The 15083-nt window shown below is 67.3% G+C and carries 16 protein-coding genes, 4 tRNA genes and 1 riboswitch; of the genes, 7 read left to right on the top strand and 13 right to left on the bottom strand.

The genetic code is table 11. The annotated features are described in order from the left end of the window. Positions 1-9: 9 nt before the first annotated feature. Positions 10-711 carry a YoaK family protein gene (locus BCM27_RS05980; protein ID WP_110117397.1) on the bottom strand — a complete coding sequence of 234 codons (702 nt, stop codon included), beginning with the start codon at positions 709-711 and terminating at the stop codon, positions 10-12. A gap of 74 nt (positions 712-785) precedes the next feature. Next, the gene (locus BCM27_RS05975) at positions 786-1058 is read right to left on the bottom strand and encodes an excalibur calcium-binding domain-containing protein (RefSeq protein ID WP_004021728.1); all 273 of its coding nucleotides are present in this window, start codon (positions 1056-1058) and stop codon (positions 786-788) included. A gap of 194 nt (positions 1059-1252) precedes the next feature. Here BCM27_RS05975 and BCM27_RS05970 point away from each other — a divergent pair, with 194 nt between their 5' ends. Beyond that, positions 1253-2137 (top strand): alpha/beta hydrolase, encoded by an 885-nt coding sequence (locus BCM27_RS05970; protein WP_004021729.1) that lies wholly within the window; start codon positions 1253-1255, stop codon positions 2135-2137. A 6-nt stretch (positions 2138-2143) separates the two neighbouring features. On the opposite strand, the gene BCM27_RS05965 is transcribed toward BCM27_RS05970, so the two are convergent. Continuing rightward, positions 2144-3097, bottom strand: coding sequence for an L-lactate dehydrogenase (locus BCM27_RS05965; RefSeq protein WP_004021730.1), 954 nt, complete (start codon positions 3095-3097; stop codon positions 2144-2146). 116 nt (positions 3098-3213) lie between these two features. Next, positions 3214-3395: riboswitch (cobalamin riboswitch) on the top strand. Between the two features lie 47 nt (positions 3396-3442). Between BCM27_RS05965 and BCM27_RS05960 the strand changes: the two genes are divergently transcribed. From BCM27_RS05960 to BCM27_RS05945, 4 genes are all read left to right on the top strand, one after another. Further along, positions 3443-4522, top strand: coding sequence for a FecCD family ABC transporter permease (locus BCM27_RS05960; protein WP_033206378.1), 1080 nt, complete (start codon positions 3443-3445; stop codon positions 4520-4522). A gap of 23 nt (positions 4523-4545) precedes the next feature. Then, entirely contained in the window at positions 4546-5349 is an 804-nt protein-coding gene (locus BCM27_RS05955; protein ID WP_004021732.1) for an ABC transporter ATP-binding protein, read from the top strand. Between the two features lie 11 nt (positions 5350-5360). Continuing rightward, positions 5361-6440, top strand: a complete 1080-nt coding sequence (locus tag BCM27_RS05950; RefSeq protein WP_004021733.1) for an ABC transporter substrate-binding protein — start codon at positions 5361-5363, stop codon at positions 6438-6440. A 241-nt stretch (positions 6441-6681) separates the two neighbouring features. After that, positions 6682-8448: an HNH endonuclease signature motif containing protein gene (locus tag BCM27_RS05945; RefSeq protein WP_004021734.1), complete on the top strand. Its 1767-nt coding sequence runs from the start codon at positions 6682-6684 to the stop codon at positions 8446-8448. Between the two features lie 97 nt (positions 8449-8545). On the opposite strand, the gene rplA is transcribed toward BCM27_RS05945, so the two are convergent. The 10 genes from rplA to BCM27_RS05895 all read right to left on the bottom strand — a co-directional run bounded on the left by rplA (position 8546) and on the right by BCM27_RS05895 (position 13435). Continuing rightward, complete coding sequence (rplA, locus tag BCM27_RS05940; RefSeq protein ID WP_004021735.1) at positions 8546-9262, bottom strand: 50S ribosomal protein L1; 717 nt, start codon at positions 9260-9262, stop codon at positions 8546-8548. 85 nt (positions 9263-9347) lie between these two features. Further along, entirely contained in the window at positions 9348-9782 is a 435-nt protein-coding gene (rplK, locus tag BCM27_RS05935; RefSeq protein ID WP_004021736.1) for a 50S ribosomal protein L11, read from the bottom strand. A gap of 85 nt (positions 9783-9867) precedes the next feature. Further along, positions 9868-10716, bottom strand: coding sequence for a transcription termination/antitermination protein NusG (gene nusG, locus BCM27_RS05930; RefSeq protein ID WP_004021737.1), 849 nt, complete (start codon positions 10714-10716; stop codon positions 9868-9870). Between the two features lie 70 nt (positions 10717-10786). Next, positions 10787-11260, bottom strand: coding sequence for a preprotein translocase subunit SecE (gene secE, locus BCM27_RS05925; protein ID WP_004021738.1), 474 nt, complete (start codon positions 11258-11260; stop codon positions 10787-10789). Between the two features lie 39 nt (positions 11261-11299). Then, positions 11300-11372 (bottom strand) — tRNA-Trp (locus tag BCM27_RS05920). A gap of 241 nt (positions 11373-11613) precedes the next feature. Then, entirely contained in the window at positions 11614-12711 is a 1098-nt protein-coding gene (locus BCM27_RS05915) for a fused (3R)-hydroxyacyl-ACP dehydratase subunits HadA/HadB (RefSeq protein WP_004021739.1), read from the bottom strand. Positions 12712-12808: 97 nt separating this feature from the next. Next, positions 12809-12976: a 50S ribosomal protein L33 gene (gene rpmG, locus BCM27_RS05910; protein WP_003929651.1), complete on the bottom strand. Its 168-nt coding sequence runs from the start codon at positions 12974-12976 to the stop codon at positions 12809-12811. 93 nt (positions 12977-13069) lie between these two features. Further along, positions 13070-13143, bottom strand: a tRNA-Met gene (locus tag BCM27_RS05905). 21 nt (positions 13144-13164) lie between these two features. Continuing rightward, positions 13165-13237: transfer RNA gene (locus tag BCM27_RS05900), tRNA-Thr, on the bottom strand. A gap of 117 nt (positions 13238-13354) precedes the next feature. Beyond that, a tRNA-Tyr gene (locus BCM27_RS05895) sits at positions 13355-13435 on the bottom strand. 127 nt (positions 13436-13562) lie between these two features. Between BCM27_RS05895 and BCM27_RS05890 the strand changes: the two genes are divergently transcribed. Further along, positions 13563-14054 (top strand): YajQ family cyclic di-GMP-binding protein, encoded by a 492-nt coding sequence (locus BCM27_RS05890; protein ID WP_004021740.1) that lies wholly within the window; start codon positions 13563-13565, stop codon positions 14052-14054. 159 nt (positions 14055-14213) lie between these two features. Further along, a complete protein-coding gene (htpX, locus tag BCM27_RS05885) occupies positions 14214-15071 on the top strand; it encodes a zinc metalloprotease HtpX (RefSeq protein WP_004021741.1) in 858 nt (285 codons plus the stop codon). The last annotated feature ends 12 nt before the right edge of the window (positions 15072-15083 follow it).

Here is a 15083-nt window from a genome sequence, read left to right as displayed (position 1 = left end):
TGTTTCAGACTATCCAGCGGCCCGATCGGTTCCATCGGACCGCGAATTGCCTCGAGACGACGTCTCGGCGACGCGCAAGAGCAGGGCGCAGGCGGCGATCAGGACCCCGACCCACAGCCCGGCGACACCCCAGTGTCGTTCGGCGAATCCACCGCACACCGCGCCGAGCACGAACACCGGCCACATCCAGAACACCTCGAGCCACGCCCACGGCCGGTCGGTGCCCAGCGACGCGACCAGTTGTTGCGCGGACTTCACCAGCGTGCCGGTGACATAGGTCAGTCCGCCCTGCACGGTCGACGTGTGCGACAGCGCCGAGTTGATCGCACCGGTGGCCACCGCGACGACGATCATCCCGGCGGTCGGCGACGCGGTGAGTGCGACGACGGTGCCGGCGAGAAGCGCGCCGGTCACCGCCCCGAGAATCCACACCGGAGCGTGGTTCCCGCCCCAGCGGCTGATCGCCGCACCCCCGGCAGCACCACTGAAGAACGCGACCACGAGTCCGGCGACGAGAGCGATGGTCGACCACCGGCCCGCCGCGGCCGAGGCACCCATGATGGTGGAGTTGCCCGACATGAAGGCGACGAAGCTGCCCTTGAGCACGAAGAACGCGATGGCGTCGATCAAGCCGGCCACGAACAGCAGCGCGGCCGCGATCGCGATGTCCGGGTGTGCGCTGCTCAGAAACCTGTCGAGTCGGGCCGCCATGAGCACGAATCTAACGCCTGCATGTCCGGCGGCAGGCGCACGCCGACCGCGACGTCGTCAGGCTCTGGTCGCGCTCAGCGCTTCTCGCAGGCGATACCGTCCTTGTCGCGGTCGCTCTCGGTGTTCGCGTCGTACAGGTCGTCGTCGACGGTGAAGTTCGTGACCGGCGTACCCGACGTGGAGTCGACGGCGCCCGTCTGGCCGACACCGTGCGGATAGTCGGCGTTGAGTTCTGAGCAGTTGGCGTAATCGGTTGCCGCCGAGGCGGGCGCCGCCACCATCAGCGGAGCGACCGTCATGGACGCCGCGGCCAGGAATCCGAGAACCATCTTTCGCGAGCAACGCATCGTGCTTGACCTTCTTCTGTGTGTCCCCCGACACCTCATCGTGACGAGGTGACATTACGGAGTCAGGTCGTCGAACAGCGCGCGCATCGCGAAGATTGGTCCGGCCGACGGACACGTCGGGCGAGATCACCCTGTCATTTGACAATGCGTATTGGTACAGTCCGCCCAGGCCACACACCGACAGCGGGGGAACGATGATCAGGAACGACGTCGAGTTCGACTCGTCCGGGACGACATGCCGGGCCTGGTGGTACCGGCCCGAGGGAACCACACCGGCGCCGGTCATCGTGATGGCACACGGGCTCGGTGCGGTCCGGCGGATGCGACTCGACGCGTTCGCCGAGCGCTTCACCGCGGCGGGCTACTCGTGCCTGGTGTTCGACTACCGTCACTTCGGCGACAGCGACGGCGAACCGCGACAGCTCCTGTCCATCCGGCGCCAGCTCGACGACTGGGCCGCGGCGATCGCCTTCGCACGAACTCTCGCCGGCGTCGACACCTCACGAATAGTGCTGTGGGGCACCTCCTTCGGCGGCGGACACGTGCTCGTCGCCGGCAAACGCGACGGCCGGGTGGCAGCGGTGATCTCCCAGTGCCCATTCACCAGCGGACCTGCGTCGACCGCAGCCCTGGGCGTGGTGTCCGGGGCGAAGGTGACCGTTCGGGCACTCGCGGATCTGGCCGGATCCGCACTGCGCAGGCCGCCGGTCATGGTCGGCCTGGCCGGCGAACCGGGATCGGCGGCGCTGATGACCGCACCGGACGCGGTGTCGGGATATCTCCCACTGGTTCCCGACGGTCTCGAACTGCCCAACGAGGTGGCCGCGCGGGTCGGACTGACCATTCCGTTGCACTCACCCGGCCGGGCATTGAAAGATCTCGACTGCCCGACCCTGCTGTGCGTGTGCGACGGGGACACGGTGGCACCGGCACGCTCGACGATCGCCTACGCGCGGCGCGCACCCGGAGCCCGGGTCATCCGATACCCGGTCGGGCACTTCGACATCTACATCGGCGAGGACTTCGAGAAGGTCGTCGCCGACCAGCTGCAGTTCCTGCGCACCACCGTGCCGACCTGACCCCGACTACAGCCCGAACCGGGCCTGCATCCCCCGCAGCGTCTCCGCCGACGCGAGCAGACCGGCTCGCTCCGCATCCGAGAGCGGGACGTCGAGCCGGGTCTGGGCGCCGCCGCGGTCGACGACGGTCGGCAGCGAGAGACACACTCCGTCGAGCCCTTCGATCCCGTCGGTCCGCGTCGACACCGGCAGCACCCGGTGCTCGTTGTTCAGGATCGCCTCGACGATGCGCGTCGACGCCAGACCGATCGCATAGTTCGTGGCCCCCTTGCCCTCGATGATGGTGTAGGCGGCATGCACGACCTCGTGGTGGATGCGTTCGCGTGCAACCACATTCAGCGCCGGACGACCGGGCAGCGGGGTCCACGACGTCAGCGGCACCCCACCGATCGTCGCCGAGCTCCACAGCGGGATCTCGGTGTCGCCGTGCTCGCCGGCGATGTAGGAGTGCACGCTCTGCACCGCGACACCGCAATGCTGCGCGATGAGGAAACGCAGCCGGGACGAGTCGAGCACGGTGCCCGAGCCGAAGATTCGGCTGGGCGACAATCCGCTGATCTGCTGGGCGGCGTAGGTGACGACGTCGACCGGATTGGTGACCATCACGTAGATCGCATTCGGGGCCACCTCGAGCACCCCCGGGAGGATGGCGCGCGTCAGACCGATTGTGGCCTCGGCCAATTCGAGACGGGACTGACCCGGCTTCTGCTTCGCACCGGCGGTGAAGACGACGACGTCGGCGTCCGCGCACACCGACACGTCGTCGGAGCCGATGATGTCGGCACGAGGGACGAACTCGAGGCCGTGGGACATGTCGAGCACCTCGGCGGTCACCTTCGCGGCGTTGATGTCGAGGAGCGCGATGGTCCGTGCAACACCCCGGATGAGCGAGGAGTAGGCGATCGCGGTGCCCACCGCACCCGCCCCGATGATGGCCAGCTTCGTGTCTCGTACGTCCATCGGTTCACCGTTTCCGCGTCGGGTTCATCGATCGTCGGCATCCAGCGTAGGTCCTCGCACGGCCGCTGTCCGGGGACGCACGCCGACCGCCCACCGATCCGCTGGACGGTGTTGATAGCGTGTGCGGCGAGAACGGTCACACCCGCACACGTGGGTGTCAGGGAATCCGGTGCGAATCCGGGACTGGCGCGCAGCGGTATGGGGGACGGAACCGGCACACAGCCACTGGGGCGACCCGGGAAGGCGCCGGCTCCGGACGAACCCGAGTCCGAATACCGGCCGCTCTCGCTCGAGTCCACCGTGTATCTCGCGCACAGATACCCAGACCCTAAGGCAGTACAGTCCGTGTCCCGTCGTATCGACGGCACGACCGAGATCGCCACCGCCCCGCCGGTACGGCGACTCCCGTCGACGCCGCTAGCCGCAGTTCTGCTCGTCCTCACGCTCCTCAGCATCGCCCTGGCCACCGCGTTCGGCGCCGAGACCATCCCCGTCGGCGACGTCTGGCACACCGTCGCCGGCCGCCTGACCGGCGCCGAGACCGATTCCGCGCACGCGGTGATCATCTGGGATCTCCGGCTGCCGCGGTCCGTCCTGGCCGCGCTCGTCGGTGCCGGGCTCGCACTGGCCGGCGCTCTCATGCAGGCCCTGGTCCGCAACCCCCTCGCCGAGCCGTACCTGCTCGGCGTGTCCGCCGGCGCGGCGGTCGGGGCCACCGCCGTCATGACCCTCGGCGTGCTGGCCGGCCTCGGGGTGTGGGCACTCTCCGGCGGCGCGCTCCTCGGCGCGCTCGCGGCCACCGTCACGGTGTACCTCGTCGCCCGCGCCCAGGGCGGGTTGACCGCGCTGCGACTCATCCTGTCCGGCGTCGTGTTGTCCTCGGCGTTCATGGCGTTGTCGTCGCTCCTCGTGTTCACCGCCGCGGATCCCCACGCCGCCGACAACGTGATGTTCTGGATGCTCGGCAGCGTCGCCGGCGCCACCTGGGCGAAGGTGCAGATCGCCGGGGTGGTCGTGCTGGTCACCATCGTGGCGATGCTCGCCATCCACTCCTGGCTCGACGCCTACGCGGCCGGCACCGACACCGCGACGTCGCTGGGTGTACCGGTACGCGCGATGCGTAACGCGCTCTTCGGGATCCAGGGCGTCCTGGTGGGCGTGCTCGTCGCGGTGGCGGGTGGGATCGGCTTCGTCGGTCTGATCGTCCCGCACGCCGCCCGGCTGCTCGTCGGCGCCACCCACCGCGCGATGCTGCCGGTGGCGGTCTGCGGCGGCGCACTGTTCCTGGTGTGGGTCGACGTCATCTCGCGGGTCGCGGCCGCGCCTCGGGAGATGCCTTTGGGCATCGTCACCGGGTTGATCGGCGCGCCGATCTTCCTGTTCCTCATGGGTCGACGCCAGTATGTGTTCGGCGGCGGCTCATGACCAATCCACCACCGATCCGCTCGATGGCGTTGCGCGCGAACGCACTCGCGTGTCGACGGGGCGGCCGCGTCGTCCTGCGCGATGTCGATCTCGACGTCCCGGCGGGCACCCGACTGGCCATCGTCGGCCCCAACGGTTCCGGCAAGACCACCCTGTTGCGCACGCTGTGTGGGCTCGAACGTCCCGTCGCCGGCACCATCGACGTGGGTGGCGAGGACCTGCATCGACTCCCGTCGCGGCAGCGGGCCCGCTCGATAGCGGTGGTGGGCCAGGAGGAACAGCCCTCGGCCGAACTGACCGTCGCCGAGGCGGTCGGCCTGGGCCGGACCCCCTACCGATCGGCCTGGTCCACCGGGGACGCCGACGACTCGACGGTGGTCGGCGCGGTGCTCGCGCAGGTCGGCCTCGACGGCTGGGGCGCCCGCTCGTGCACCCACCTGTCCGGTGGCGAGCGGCATCGCGTCGTCCTCGCCCGTGCACTCGCACAGCAGACCCCGATCCTGGTGCTCGACGAACCCACCAATCATCTGGACGCGGCCTGGCGCCTGCGGCTGATGAAGATCCTCGACGAACTCGACGCCACCGTGCTGGCAGCGATGCACGACCTCGACCTCGTCCTGCGCCACTTCGATTGTGTCGCAGTGGTGTCCGACGGCGGCGTGGTCGCCCAGGGCCGACCCGTCGACGTGCTGACGCCGGATCTGCTGGCGGCCGTCTTCGAGGTGTCCGGGACCGTTGTCACCCACCCGGCGACGGGCCTGCCACACCTCCTGCTGAACTCCCCCAACACTTCTGCTCCCCGAGCTCTGACGACAGACACCCTGTGAGAGGACATCCCTTGAGTACGCGCACCTCCCGAGTCCACCCGACCGCCGCCGTCCTGGTCGCCGCACTGACCCTTGGCGCGGTTGCCGCATGCTCGACCGACAGCACCGCGGCCACCGAAGACACTGTGACGGTGGCCAATTGCGGAGCCGACGTCGATTTCCCCCAGCCGCTCGACCGGCTGTTCGTCAACGACGGTGGCATGATCGCGATCGCCCTGGCGGCGGGCGCCCGCGACAACATGGTGGCGGTCAGTGCGCTCGCCCGCGACAAAGATGTTCTCCGGCTCGAGTACGGACCTCAGGTGGACACCCTGAACGAGGTCGCGGCCGAGCGTCCCACGCTCGAGAACATCGTCGCCGCGAAGCCCCAGGTGCTCTATGCCGGATACAACTACGGCATGAGCGAGTCCCGCGGGATCACGCCGGAGATCCTCGCATCCCACGGCATCGACGTCTACCAGCTGTCCGAGGCGTGCCGGCAGGTCGAGGGTGAGGCGCAGCGCGGCACCATGGACCCATGGGTCGCGCTCGACACCGACCTGCGCAACATCGGCACCATCACCGGCAACCCGGACCAGGGCGCCGCCGCGGCCGACGAGGTCGCCGACCGCCTCGAGAAGCTCCGCGCCGCACCGCAACCCGCCGACAAGCCCACGGTCTTCGTCTTCGACAGCGTCTCCGACACCATCTTCTCCTCCGGGTCCTACGGCGGCCCGCAGGGCATCATCGACGCCGCGGGCGCCCGCAACGCGACCGAGGACATCGACGACACGTGGACCGCCGTCAGCTGGGAACGGCTCACCACCGCGGACCCCGACGTCATCGTGTTCGTGGACTACCCCGGTCAGACGGTCGAAGAGAAGATCGCCGCGCTGCGGTCCAACCCGGCCAGCCGCAATCTCAAGGCGGTACGCGAGAACCGATTCGTGAACCTGCCGTACGCGATGTGGGTGTCGAGCCCGCTGAACATCGACGCCGCCGAGATCATGCGCAACGTCCTCGAGAACCACGGCCTCGCACCGGAATCCGGAATCACCCCGAGCCTCGACGTCGCGCAGCTGGACCTCGGGGGCAACAACTGGCTGCAGTGAGTCGCCGAACGCTCGTAGAGCACGCGGGCGGCGGCGATTGTCGTGCCGCCGCCCCTGGGGGATCCAGTGCGCCCACCGTCGAAGTTCGCAACACCTGACTGGATTCGTACCCCTACCATGAGGCACCGACAACTCTTGTCCGACGAATACCGTTGCACAACAGAGCTTTAGAGGTTGCGATGTAGCCGTGTCGGTGTACACTCGAACGTACATTCGCAGCAACGGTTCTCGGGGGGTGGCCATGTCTGACGAATCAGCCACGCCGAAACCGCGAGCCGTCGAACTCGTCACCGAGTTGCATGCGATCCTCGACGAACTGCAGACCGTGGACCTGGCGCCATGTACCGACGCCGAGTTGACTGACGTGGCAGCCGAGACCGAACGCGCCATCGCGCGACTGACCGTCGCCGGTGACCGGCAGATCGATCAGGCCGAGGCCCGCGACCTCCCCCGCAAGACCGGCTGCCGAACGCTCATGCAGTTCATGACCCACCGGCTGCGAGTCTCCAACCCTGTGCGGCGTCGTAAGCAGATGGACGCCACCGCCCACCGGACCAGCCTCGGCGGCGAGGTCCTCCCACCCGAATACCCCTGCCTCGCTGAGGCGTTCGCTGCGGGAGCGGTTGGCTCTGCACACGTGCAGGCCGCCCTCGATGTCCTCGACCAGATCCCCCACGCCGTCGAGCATGATGTGAAAGTCGCTGCCGAGCGTCAGATGGCCGAGATCGCCGCCGACCACACGCCTGCCGACATCACGCAACTCGGTGCGCGGTTGCTCGCCCACCTCGACCCCGACGGCACCCTGGCCCACGACACCGACCGGAAACGGCGCCGCAACCTGTGGATCGGACGCCAACGCGCCGACGGCACCGCCACCATCTCCGGCACCCTCACCCCCGAACTCGCCGCCCGGCTGACGATGATGTTCGCCGTTTGGGGCAAGCCGGGACTCAACAACCTAGACGACCCGGATTCGCCCCGCGGGCCGGCGGGAGCTGTCGATCCCGACGCCGTGGCGCTCGCGGCCGATCGTGATGGGCGCACCCTCGCGCAGACCAATCACGATGCGCTCGATGCCGCCCTGGCCGCGGGTTTCGCCGCCGGCGCACTCGGAAAGTCGCACCGCGGGCTGCCCGTGCAACTGATCATCAAAGCCGACCTCTCCGACCTGATCCGCGAAGCCGGGCTCGCCACCACCGCCACCGGCACCCTGCTGCCCATCCCCGACCTGGTCGCGATGGCCGGCGGCTTTCAACCATGGTTGGCAGTATTGAAGGACGCCACCGCCGTCCCGCTGTACTTCGGACGCGGCAAACGCCTCGCCACCCGCGAACAACGCCTCGTCTCCTTCGCCCGCCCCGACGGTGAAGTCTGTTCCGCACCCGGATGCGACCAGCCCGCCACCCAGGTCGAACTCCATCACGCCCACAAGGACTGGGCCGAGGGCGGTCTCACCGACATCGACGACCTCGCACCCGCCTGCCCCCGCCACAACCGCATGGTCGGTGACGCACCCGGGCAATACACCACCCGAATCGAACGGTCCGGACCCGACGAAGGCCGCTGCATCTGGCGACTCAACGCCGAACCCGGCGCACCACCCAACCCCGAACACATCAACCGCCGGCCCGACATACCCCGGCGGTTCGCCGAACACCTATGCGACATACGCGCCGAGATCCACGGACCGACCACCCGAGGGTTTCGCAGACTCGGTCGCCGGACCCTTCGTGACGCGCCCTCCGCAAGCTCCGGGCGCTCCTCAGGGAGCTGGGCTGACGCGCCCTCCGAAAGCTTCGGGCGCTCCTCAGGGAGCAAGGGGCCCGGCGACCCGTCGCGCCCAAACCCGTCGCGCCCCGACGCCGTCGGCTATGGCGACCGCGGCCGACGCCTCGAACTCGCCTACCGACAACTCATCCACCCACCGGCACTGCCGGAGCACCTCATCACCCAGCCCCTGACCCCAGTCGAAGCAGCCCTTGCACGCGTACTCGCCGACCACGCGTGACTTCACGCAACACGGCGAACGGACCACGCAGAAATAAACACGAGGGGCCCGGCATGATGCCGGGCCCCTCGTGGGTGTCAGTGCGCCTGATGCGAGATCAGGCCTGCGGTGCCTCCGCGAAGTTGCGGGTGACCGCCGGGTCGACCGGGATGCCCGGGCCCGTCGTGGTGGAGACGGTGACCTTCTTGATGTAGCGGCCCTTGGCAGCCGACGGCTTGGCGCGCATGATCTCGTCGAACGCAGCGCCGTAGTTCTCGGCCAGCTTGGCCGGGTCGAACGACGCCTTGCCGATGACGAAGTGCAGGTTCGCAGCCTTGTCGACGCGGAAGTTGATCTTGCCGCCCTTGATGTCGTTGACGGCCTTGGTGACGTCGGTGGTCACGGTGCCCGTCTTCGGGTTCGGCATCAGGCCGCGGGGTCCGAGGACACGCGCGATGCGGCCGACCTTGGCCATCTGATCCGGGGTGGCGATCGCGGCGTCGAAGTCCAGCCAACCGCCCTGGATGCGCTCGATCAGATCCTCGGCGCCGACCTCGTCGGCACCGGCGGCGGTGGCCTCGGCGGCCTTGTCGCCTGCGGCGAACACGATCACGCGGGCGGTCTTACCCGTACCGTGCGGCAGATTGACGGTGCCTCGAACCATCTGGTCTGCCTTACGGGGGTCGACGCCCAGCCGAATCGCGACCTCGACGGTCGCGTCGGTGTTCTTCGACGACGTGTCCTTGGCCAGCTCCACAGCCTCCAGCGGGCTGTACAGCTTGGTCTTGTCGACCTTTTCGGCCGCGGCCGCGTAGGCCTTGCTCTTCTTGCTCATTGCTCTGTTCCTTCTCCGCCGTCAGTCGGCAGGGTGTGTGGTGCGGGCCGAGCCGGCCCTCCCACGGGATGTTCGTAAGTGGAGATCAGCCCTCGACCGTGATGCCCATGGACCGAGCAGTACCGGCGATGATCTTCGCGGCCTGGTCGATGTCGTTGGCATTGAGGTCTTCGGCCTTGGTCTTGGCGATCTCACGGACCTGGTCCATGCTCACCTTGCCGACCTTGTTGGTGTGGGGCTCGCCCGAGCCCTTCTGCAGGCCGGCGGCCTTCAGGAGGAGCTTCGCAGCCGGCGGGGTCTTCAACTTGAAGTCGAAGGAGCGATCTTCGTACACGAAGATCTCGACCGGGATGACGTTGCCGCGCTGCGACTCGGTCGCCGCGTTGTACGCCTTGCAGAACTCCATGATGTTCACGCCGTGCTGACCGAGCGCCGGACCCACGGGCGGGGCCGGGTTGGCCTGGCCTGCCGAGATCTGGAGCTTGATGATCCCGGCGAGCTTCTTCTTCTTGGGAGGCATCTTCTGTTCCTTGCTTGTTTCCTTGCGAATTCACGCCCGCTGGAGACGTGAAAGTCTGTGTTTGTCCAGCTTTGGGAAGCTGAGGTCAGATCTTCTCGACCTGGTTGAACCCGAGCTCGACCGGCGTCTCGCGACCGAAGATCGACACGAGCACCTTGACCTTGCGCTGCTCGGCGTTGACCTCGCTGATCGACGCGGGAAGCGTGGCGAACGGGCCGTCCATGACGGTGACCGACTCGCCGACCTCGAAGTCGACCTCGATGACGTTCGACGCGGCTGCCGCTGCGGCCTCGACACCGTCGGCCGCAGACCCGCGCGATGCGGCGGGCTTCTTGGCCTCGGTGCGCGGCATCAGGAACTGCAGCACCTCGTTGAGGGACAGCGGCGACGGCTTGCTGGTCATCCCGACGAAACCGGTGACGCCCGGCGTGTTGCGCACGGCGCCCCACGACTCGTCGTTGAGTTCCATGCGGACGAGGATGTAACCCGGCAGCACCTTGCGGTTGACCTTCTTGGGCTGGCCGTTCTTGATCTCGGTGACCTCTTCGGTCGGCACCTCGACCTGGAAGATGTAGTCGCCGACATCGAGGTTCTGCACGCGGGTCTCGAGGTTGGCCTTCACCTTGTTCTCGTAGCCGGCGTAGCTGTGGATCACGTACCAGTCGCCGGGGGCGCGCCGGAGTTGCTTGCGCAGTTCCTCGACCGGATCGACCTCGGTCTCCTCGGCGGGGGCCTCGTCGGCGTCGGCGGCATCCTCGGAGACCGTGTCCTCGGCCGCGGCCTCGTCACCCTCGACGACCGCGTCGTCGGCAACCGCGTGACCCTCGGTGTCCACCGCGTCGGTCACGGCCGCGTCGACATCGGCTGCGTCGACGTCGGCATCGGCCACGTCGACGGAATCGGTCGAGGCGAGTTCGTTCTCCGGGGTGCTCACTGCAGCCCACGCTCCTTATGGTTCATCTGGCGGTCGTACTCCTCGTCGCCGGCCGAGCCCACCGCGTGGGTCAGCCGAACAACCAGAGGACGCCCTTGGCGAAGGCGAGGTCGAGGCCGGAGATGAACGCGGTCATCACGATGACGAACACGAGCACGACGATCGTGTAGGTGATCATCTCGCGCCGCGTAGGCCAGATGACCTTCTTCAGCTCGGCGACGACCTGCGTCAGGAAGAGCCAGATCTTGACGATCGGATTCCGGCTCTCCCCGGCAGACGCCTTCTTCTTGGTCTTGCGTTCCTTGACGGCGACCGACCCCGATCCGGAGTCGGTGTCACCATCGGTTGCACCCGCCGACGAGCGACGCCCGCGAGCAGAGCGTTTACCGGACGGACGCAGCTCCTTGGCGGTCTCGGTCGACGTCTCGTCGACCGTTCCCGCGTCGGTGGCCTCGTCGCGACCGTCGAGCTCAGCCGCAGCCGAATCGGCCGCAGAACCCTCTGCGGCGTCTTTGGCGCGGGCGGCCCGGTCTCGCTTGCTCAACTTCGCGGTCCTCTCGTCAGCGTGTGCCCTTCACCAGGGCAGGGGCGACAGGACTTGAACCTGCAACCTGCGGTTTTGGAGACCGCTGCTCTGCCAATTGAGCTACGCCCCTTTGCGACGCCCCCACCGGGGTGGTCGGCGTTGCCGTCTTTCTCGATCCGGTCTCGCGACCCGCCGGCGTTTCGTCGCCGACAAAACCAACGCGCCACCCTATGGGTAGCGCGCAAGTCTGAATCAATCAGACACTTCAGTGTAGATCACCGGGGCGGTGGACCCAAAACGAGCTCGCCTCCGCTCCCCCGACGACCGTACACCCGTCCCTCCGCGAGCCGATGGCACAGCCCACGATCGGGTCAGTTGAACTGGATGACGGCCTGGGCGCGACCGAAGATGCGGCGATCGCCCTGCTTGGCCGTGATCGCGATGGTCCCGCGGCGGGTCGCGGGATCAAGGGACTTGACCTTGCCGGTGAAGTCGACCGCCGCGCTGTCGTCGGCGGGGACGTAGACCGGACTGGTGAAACGAACGTTGTACTCGCAGAAGGCAGCCGGGTCACCGATGAACTCGGAGACGTAGCTCGCGCCGAGCCCCATCGTCTGCATGCCGTGGGCGACCACGTCGTCCATCCCGGCCGCGCTCACGACGTGGTCGGAGAAGTGGATCGGGTTGGGATCGCCGGCGACGCCCGCATAGTTCGCGAGGTTGCCGCGCGTGAGCAGGTAGCGCTTGGGCGTCAGTTCCTGGCCCACGGCGAGGGTGTCGAAGTCGACGGCACCGAAGGCGCCGGGCGACTGCGTCGGGTCGTCGAGGTCATAACGACCGGCCTTCGGCTCGACGGTGTGGCCGGATTCGCCGATGGCGTCGACCTTGATCATCACGTGGTCGAGGGAGGCCTCGAGTTCTGGATCGACATCCATGCCGGGGCGCGCGGCCAACGACGTCCAGGTGGTCATGACCGGCTCGTCGTACTGGTTCCAGATGACGTTCTTGGTGACCATCAGGTCGATCATCTCGGGGCTGCTGACGTGCCGGAACGATTCGAGGGAGACGTCGCAGATCAGACGATCCCCGACCTTCATCGGCTGGTGGTAGACCAGGCGCTGATCGGTCTGCATGATCTGCCACATGTCGTAGCCGGTGATGACGTCCTCGAACAGCTTGCGCTGGGCGATGATGCCGAGCACGGACACGTAGGTGGGCGCGGCGATCAGGCGGTCGTGGCCGAAGGCCCGGGCGCCTTCCTCGCTCCAGTGCGTGGGATGCGCATCCTGCACGGCCATGGCGTGCTTACGGATCTCCTCGCGGCCGATCTCGTAGTAGTCGTCGACGGTGTAGTGGAACCCGACGAGGCTCTGGGTGTGGGCGGCGATCTCCTCGGGAGTCGGCTTTGCACCACCGTTCGACGCCTCGTCCGCACGATCCTGGATCTCGGCTCCGCTTACCTGTGACATTGAGCACTACTCCCTTCGGGCCCACCACAGCAAGACGGGCCGCCTCGTGGAGAGGCAGCCCGCTGCTGGATGTACTTCGGAAAGGCCGACGACAGCGTCAGCGCGATTCCTTGTGCGCCTGATGCTTGCCGCAGTTCGGGCAGAACTTCTTGATCTCGAGGCGATCGGGATCGTTGCGGCGGTTCTTCTTCGTGATGTAGTTACGGTGCTTGCACACCTCGCAGGCCAAGGTGATCTTGGGGCGAACATCTGTTGAGGAGGCCACTTGATTGCCTTCTTTCGGGTGGTACGTGGTCGGGTTCGGAAGTTCCCTCAGGGCTTGCGACCCTTGCGCTCGGTTCCGGTCGGACCCGATGTGTAGCGGTGGAGGGACTCGATCCCTCGACCTCACGATTATGAGTCGTGCGCTCTAACCAGCTGAGCTACACCGCCCCGCGGACTTCTCGTCCAGCGAGCCCCCTGACGGAATCGAACCGTCGACCTTTTCCTTACCATGGAAACGCTCTGCCGACTGAGCTAAGGGGGCGTGCCCCGGGCGGTTGAGCCCGAGAGCCTTAACGAGGTTACACACTCGCGTCTGCGCTAGACAAATCGCTGGTCGGAGACCGTCTGAAGTGCAGTTTCGCGAAGATGGACCACGCTGTGGCAGGTATAGGATTCGAACCTATGTAGCTTGCGCGACGGATTTACAATCCGCTCCCTTTGGCCGCTCGGGCAACCTGCCGTGCCGCTCTCCCAGGCCGTCGCGACAGCCGTTCGAACAACGCCGTGAAGAATACAACGAACACCACGTCCACGCGCAAACCGGCTGGTCAACCGGACTCCCATGGCCATGACATACCCTGTCGGACATGGCTGATTCATCGTTCGACGTGGTGAGCAAGATCGACCGCCAGGAGGTCGACAACGCCCTCAACCAGGCTGCCAAGGAGTTGTCCCAGCGGTATGACTTCCGCGGCACCAACACCGGCATCGAGTGGTCCGGCGAGGAGAACATCGTGATTACCTCCGACGCCGAGGAGCGCGCGCAGGCGGGCCTCGAGGTGTTCAAGGAGAAACTGATCCGCCGCGACATCTCCCTCAAGGCGTTCGACGCCGGCGAGGTCGTCGGCTCGGGCAAGACCTTCAAGATCACGGGCTCGCTCGTGCAGGGCATCGACTCCGACCACGCCAAGAAGATCTCCAAGAAGATCCGCGACGAGGGCCCCAAGGGCGTCAAGGCGCAGATCCAGGGCGACGAACTGCGTGTGTCGAGCAAGAAGCGCGACGACCTGCAGGCGGTCATCGCGCTGCTCAAGGGCGAGGACTTCGGCATCGCCCTGCAGTTCGTCAACTACCGCTGATCCGCGCCTGCGCCCGAACCGGAATCCGTCCGCGGAAACCCAGACGGGTGCTGCGTCGTTTGACTGGATGAGGGCGCCAGCACTCCTCGGCCGGCAGCGGGTTGTCCGGCACCGGCCCGAGGAGCCCGAGACCCGCGGCGCCGGACAGACGAGGACCCGATGCATTTCAACGGCTTGAAGACGGCGGCTCTGCTGGGCCTGATGTCGGCGATCATCGTCGGCATCGGCGCGATGTTCCAGAGCCCTCTGATCCTCTGGGGCTCGGTGGTCGTCGCCGTCGGCATGAATGCCTACGTCTACTTCAACAGCGCGAAGATGTCGTTGAAGGCGATGCACGCACAGCCGGTCACCGAACTGCAGGCGCCGGTCATGTACCGCATCGTGCGGGAGCTGGCGACGACGGCACATCAGCCGATGCCCGCGCTCTACATCTCCCCCACCGAGTCACCGAATGCGTTCGCCACGGGTCGCAACCCCAAGAACGCCGCGGTGTGCTGCACCACCGGCATCCTGCACCTGCTCGACGAGCGCGAGTTGCGCGCCGTGCTGGGTCACGAGCTGTCGCACGTGTACAACCGCGACATCCTCATCAGCTCCATCGCCGGCGCGATGGCGGCGGTGATCAGCGGCCTCGCCAATTTCGCGATGTTCATGGGCGCTTTCGGCGGTCGAGACAACGCGCCCAACCCGCTGGCCATGCTGCTGATCGCACTCCTGGGACCGATCGCGGCCACCCTGGTGAAGCTGGCCGTCTCCCGATCACGCGAGTTCCAGGCCGATCAGTCCGGCGCCGAACTCACCGGGGACCCTCTCGCCCTGGCGTCGGCGCTCGCGAAGATCTCGGGGGGCGTGCAGGCCGCCCCGTTGCCGCCGCAGCCCGACATCGCCGCGCAGTCGCACATGATGATCGAGAGCCCGTTCCGTGCCACCGACCGGATGGCCAAGATGTTCGCCACCCACCCGCCGACCGCCGAACGCATCCGCAGATTGCAGGAGATGGCCCGCGACGGTCGGTGACCGCGTCGCTGC

Source organism: Gordonia terrae (assembly GCF_001698225.1).
Taxonomy (GTDB): Bacteria; Actinomycetota; Actinomycetes; order Mycobacteriales; family Mycobacteriaceae; genus Gordonia; species Gordonia terrae.
This window is presented reverse-complemented; position numbering and strand designations above follow the sequence as displayed.

What these genes read in the sequence shown, in the direction of transcription:
- BCM27_RS05980 (WP_110117397.1), bottom strand. Translation starts at nt 711, where the DNA reads ATGGCGGCCCGACTCGACAGGTTTCTGAGCAGCGCACACCCGGACATC.
- BCM27_RS05975 (WP_004021728.1), bottom strand. Translation starts at nt 1,058, where the DNA reads ATGCGTTGCTCGCGAAAGATGGTTCTCGGATTCCTGGCCGCGGCGTCC.
- BCM27_RS05970 (WP_004021729.1), top strand. Translation starts at nt 1,253, where the DNA reads ATGATCAGGAACGACGTCGAGTTCGACTCGTCCGGGACGACATGCCGG.
- BCM27_RS05965 (WP_004021730.1), bottom strand. Translation starts at nt 3,097, where the DNA reads ATGGACGTACGAGACACGAAGCTGGCCATCATCGGGGCGGGTGCGGTG.
- BCM27_RS05955 (WP_004021732.1), top strand. Translation starts at nt 4,546, where the DNA reads ATGGCGTTGCGCGCGAACGCACTCGCGTGTCGACGGGGCGGCCGCGTC.
- BCM27_RS05945 (WP_004021734.1), top strand. Translation starts at nt 6,682, where the DNA reads ATGTCTGACGAATCAGCCACGCCGAAACCGCGAGCCGTCGAACTCGTC.
- rplA (WP_004021735.1), bottom strand. Translation starts at nt 9,262, where the DNA reads ATGAGCAAGAAGAGCAAGGCCTACGCGGCCGCGGCCGAAAAGGTCGAC.
- rplK (WP_004021736.1), bottom strand. Translation starts at nt 9,782, where the DNA reads ATGCCTCCCAAGAAGAAGAAGCTCGCCGGGATCATCAAGCTCCAGATC.
- BCM27_RS05915 (WP_004021739.1), bottom strand. Translation starts at nt 12,711, where the DNA reads ATGTCACAGGTAAGCGGAGCCGAGATCCAGGATCGTGCGGACGAGGCG.
- BCM27_RS05890 (WP_004021740.1), top strand. Translation starts at nt 13,563, where the DNA reads ATGGCTGATTCATCGTTCGACGTGGTGAGCAAGATCGACCGCCAGGAG.
- htpX (WP_004021741.1), top strand. Translation starts at nt 14,214, where the DNA reads ATGCATTTCAACGGCTTGAAGACGGCGGCTCTGCTGGGCCTGATGTCG.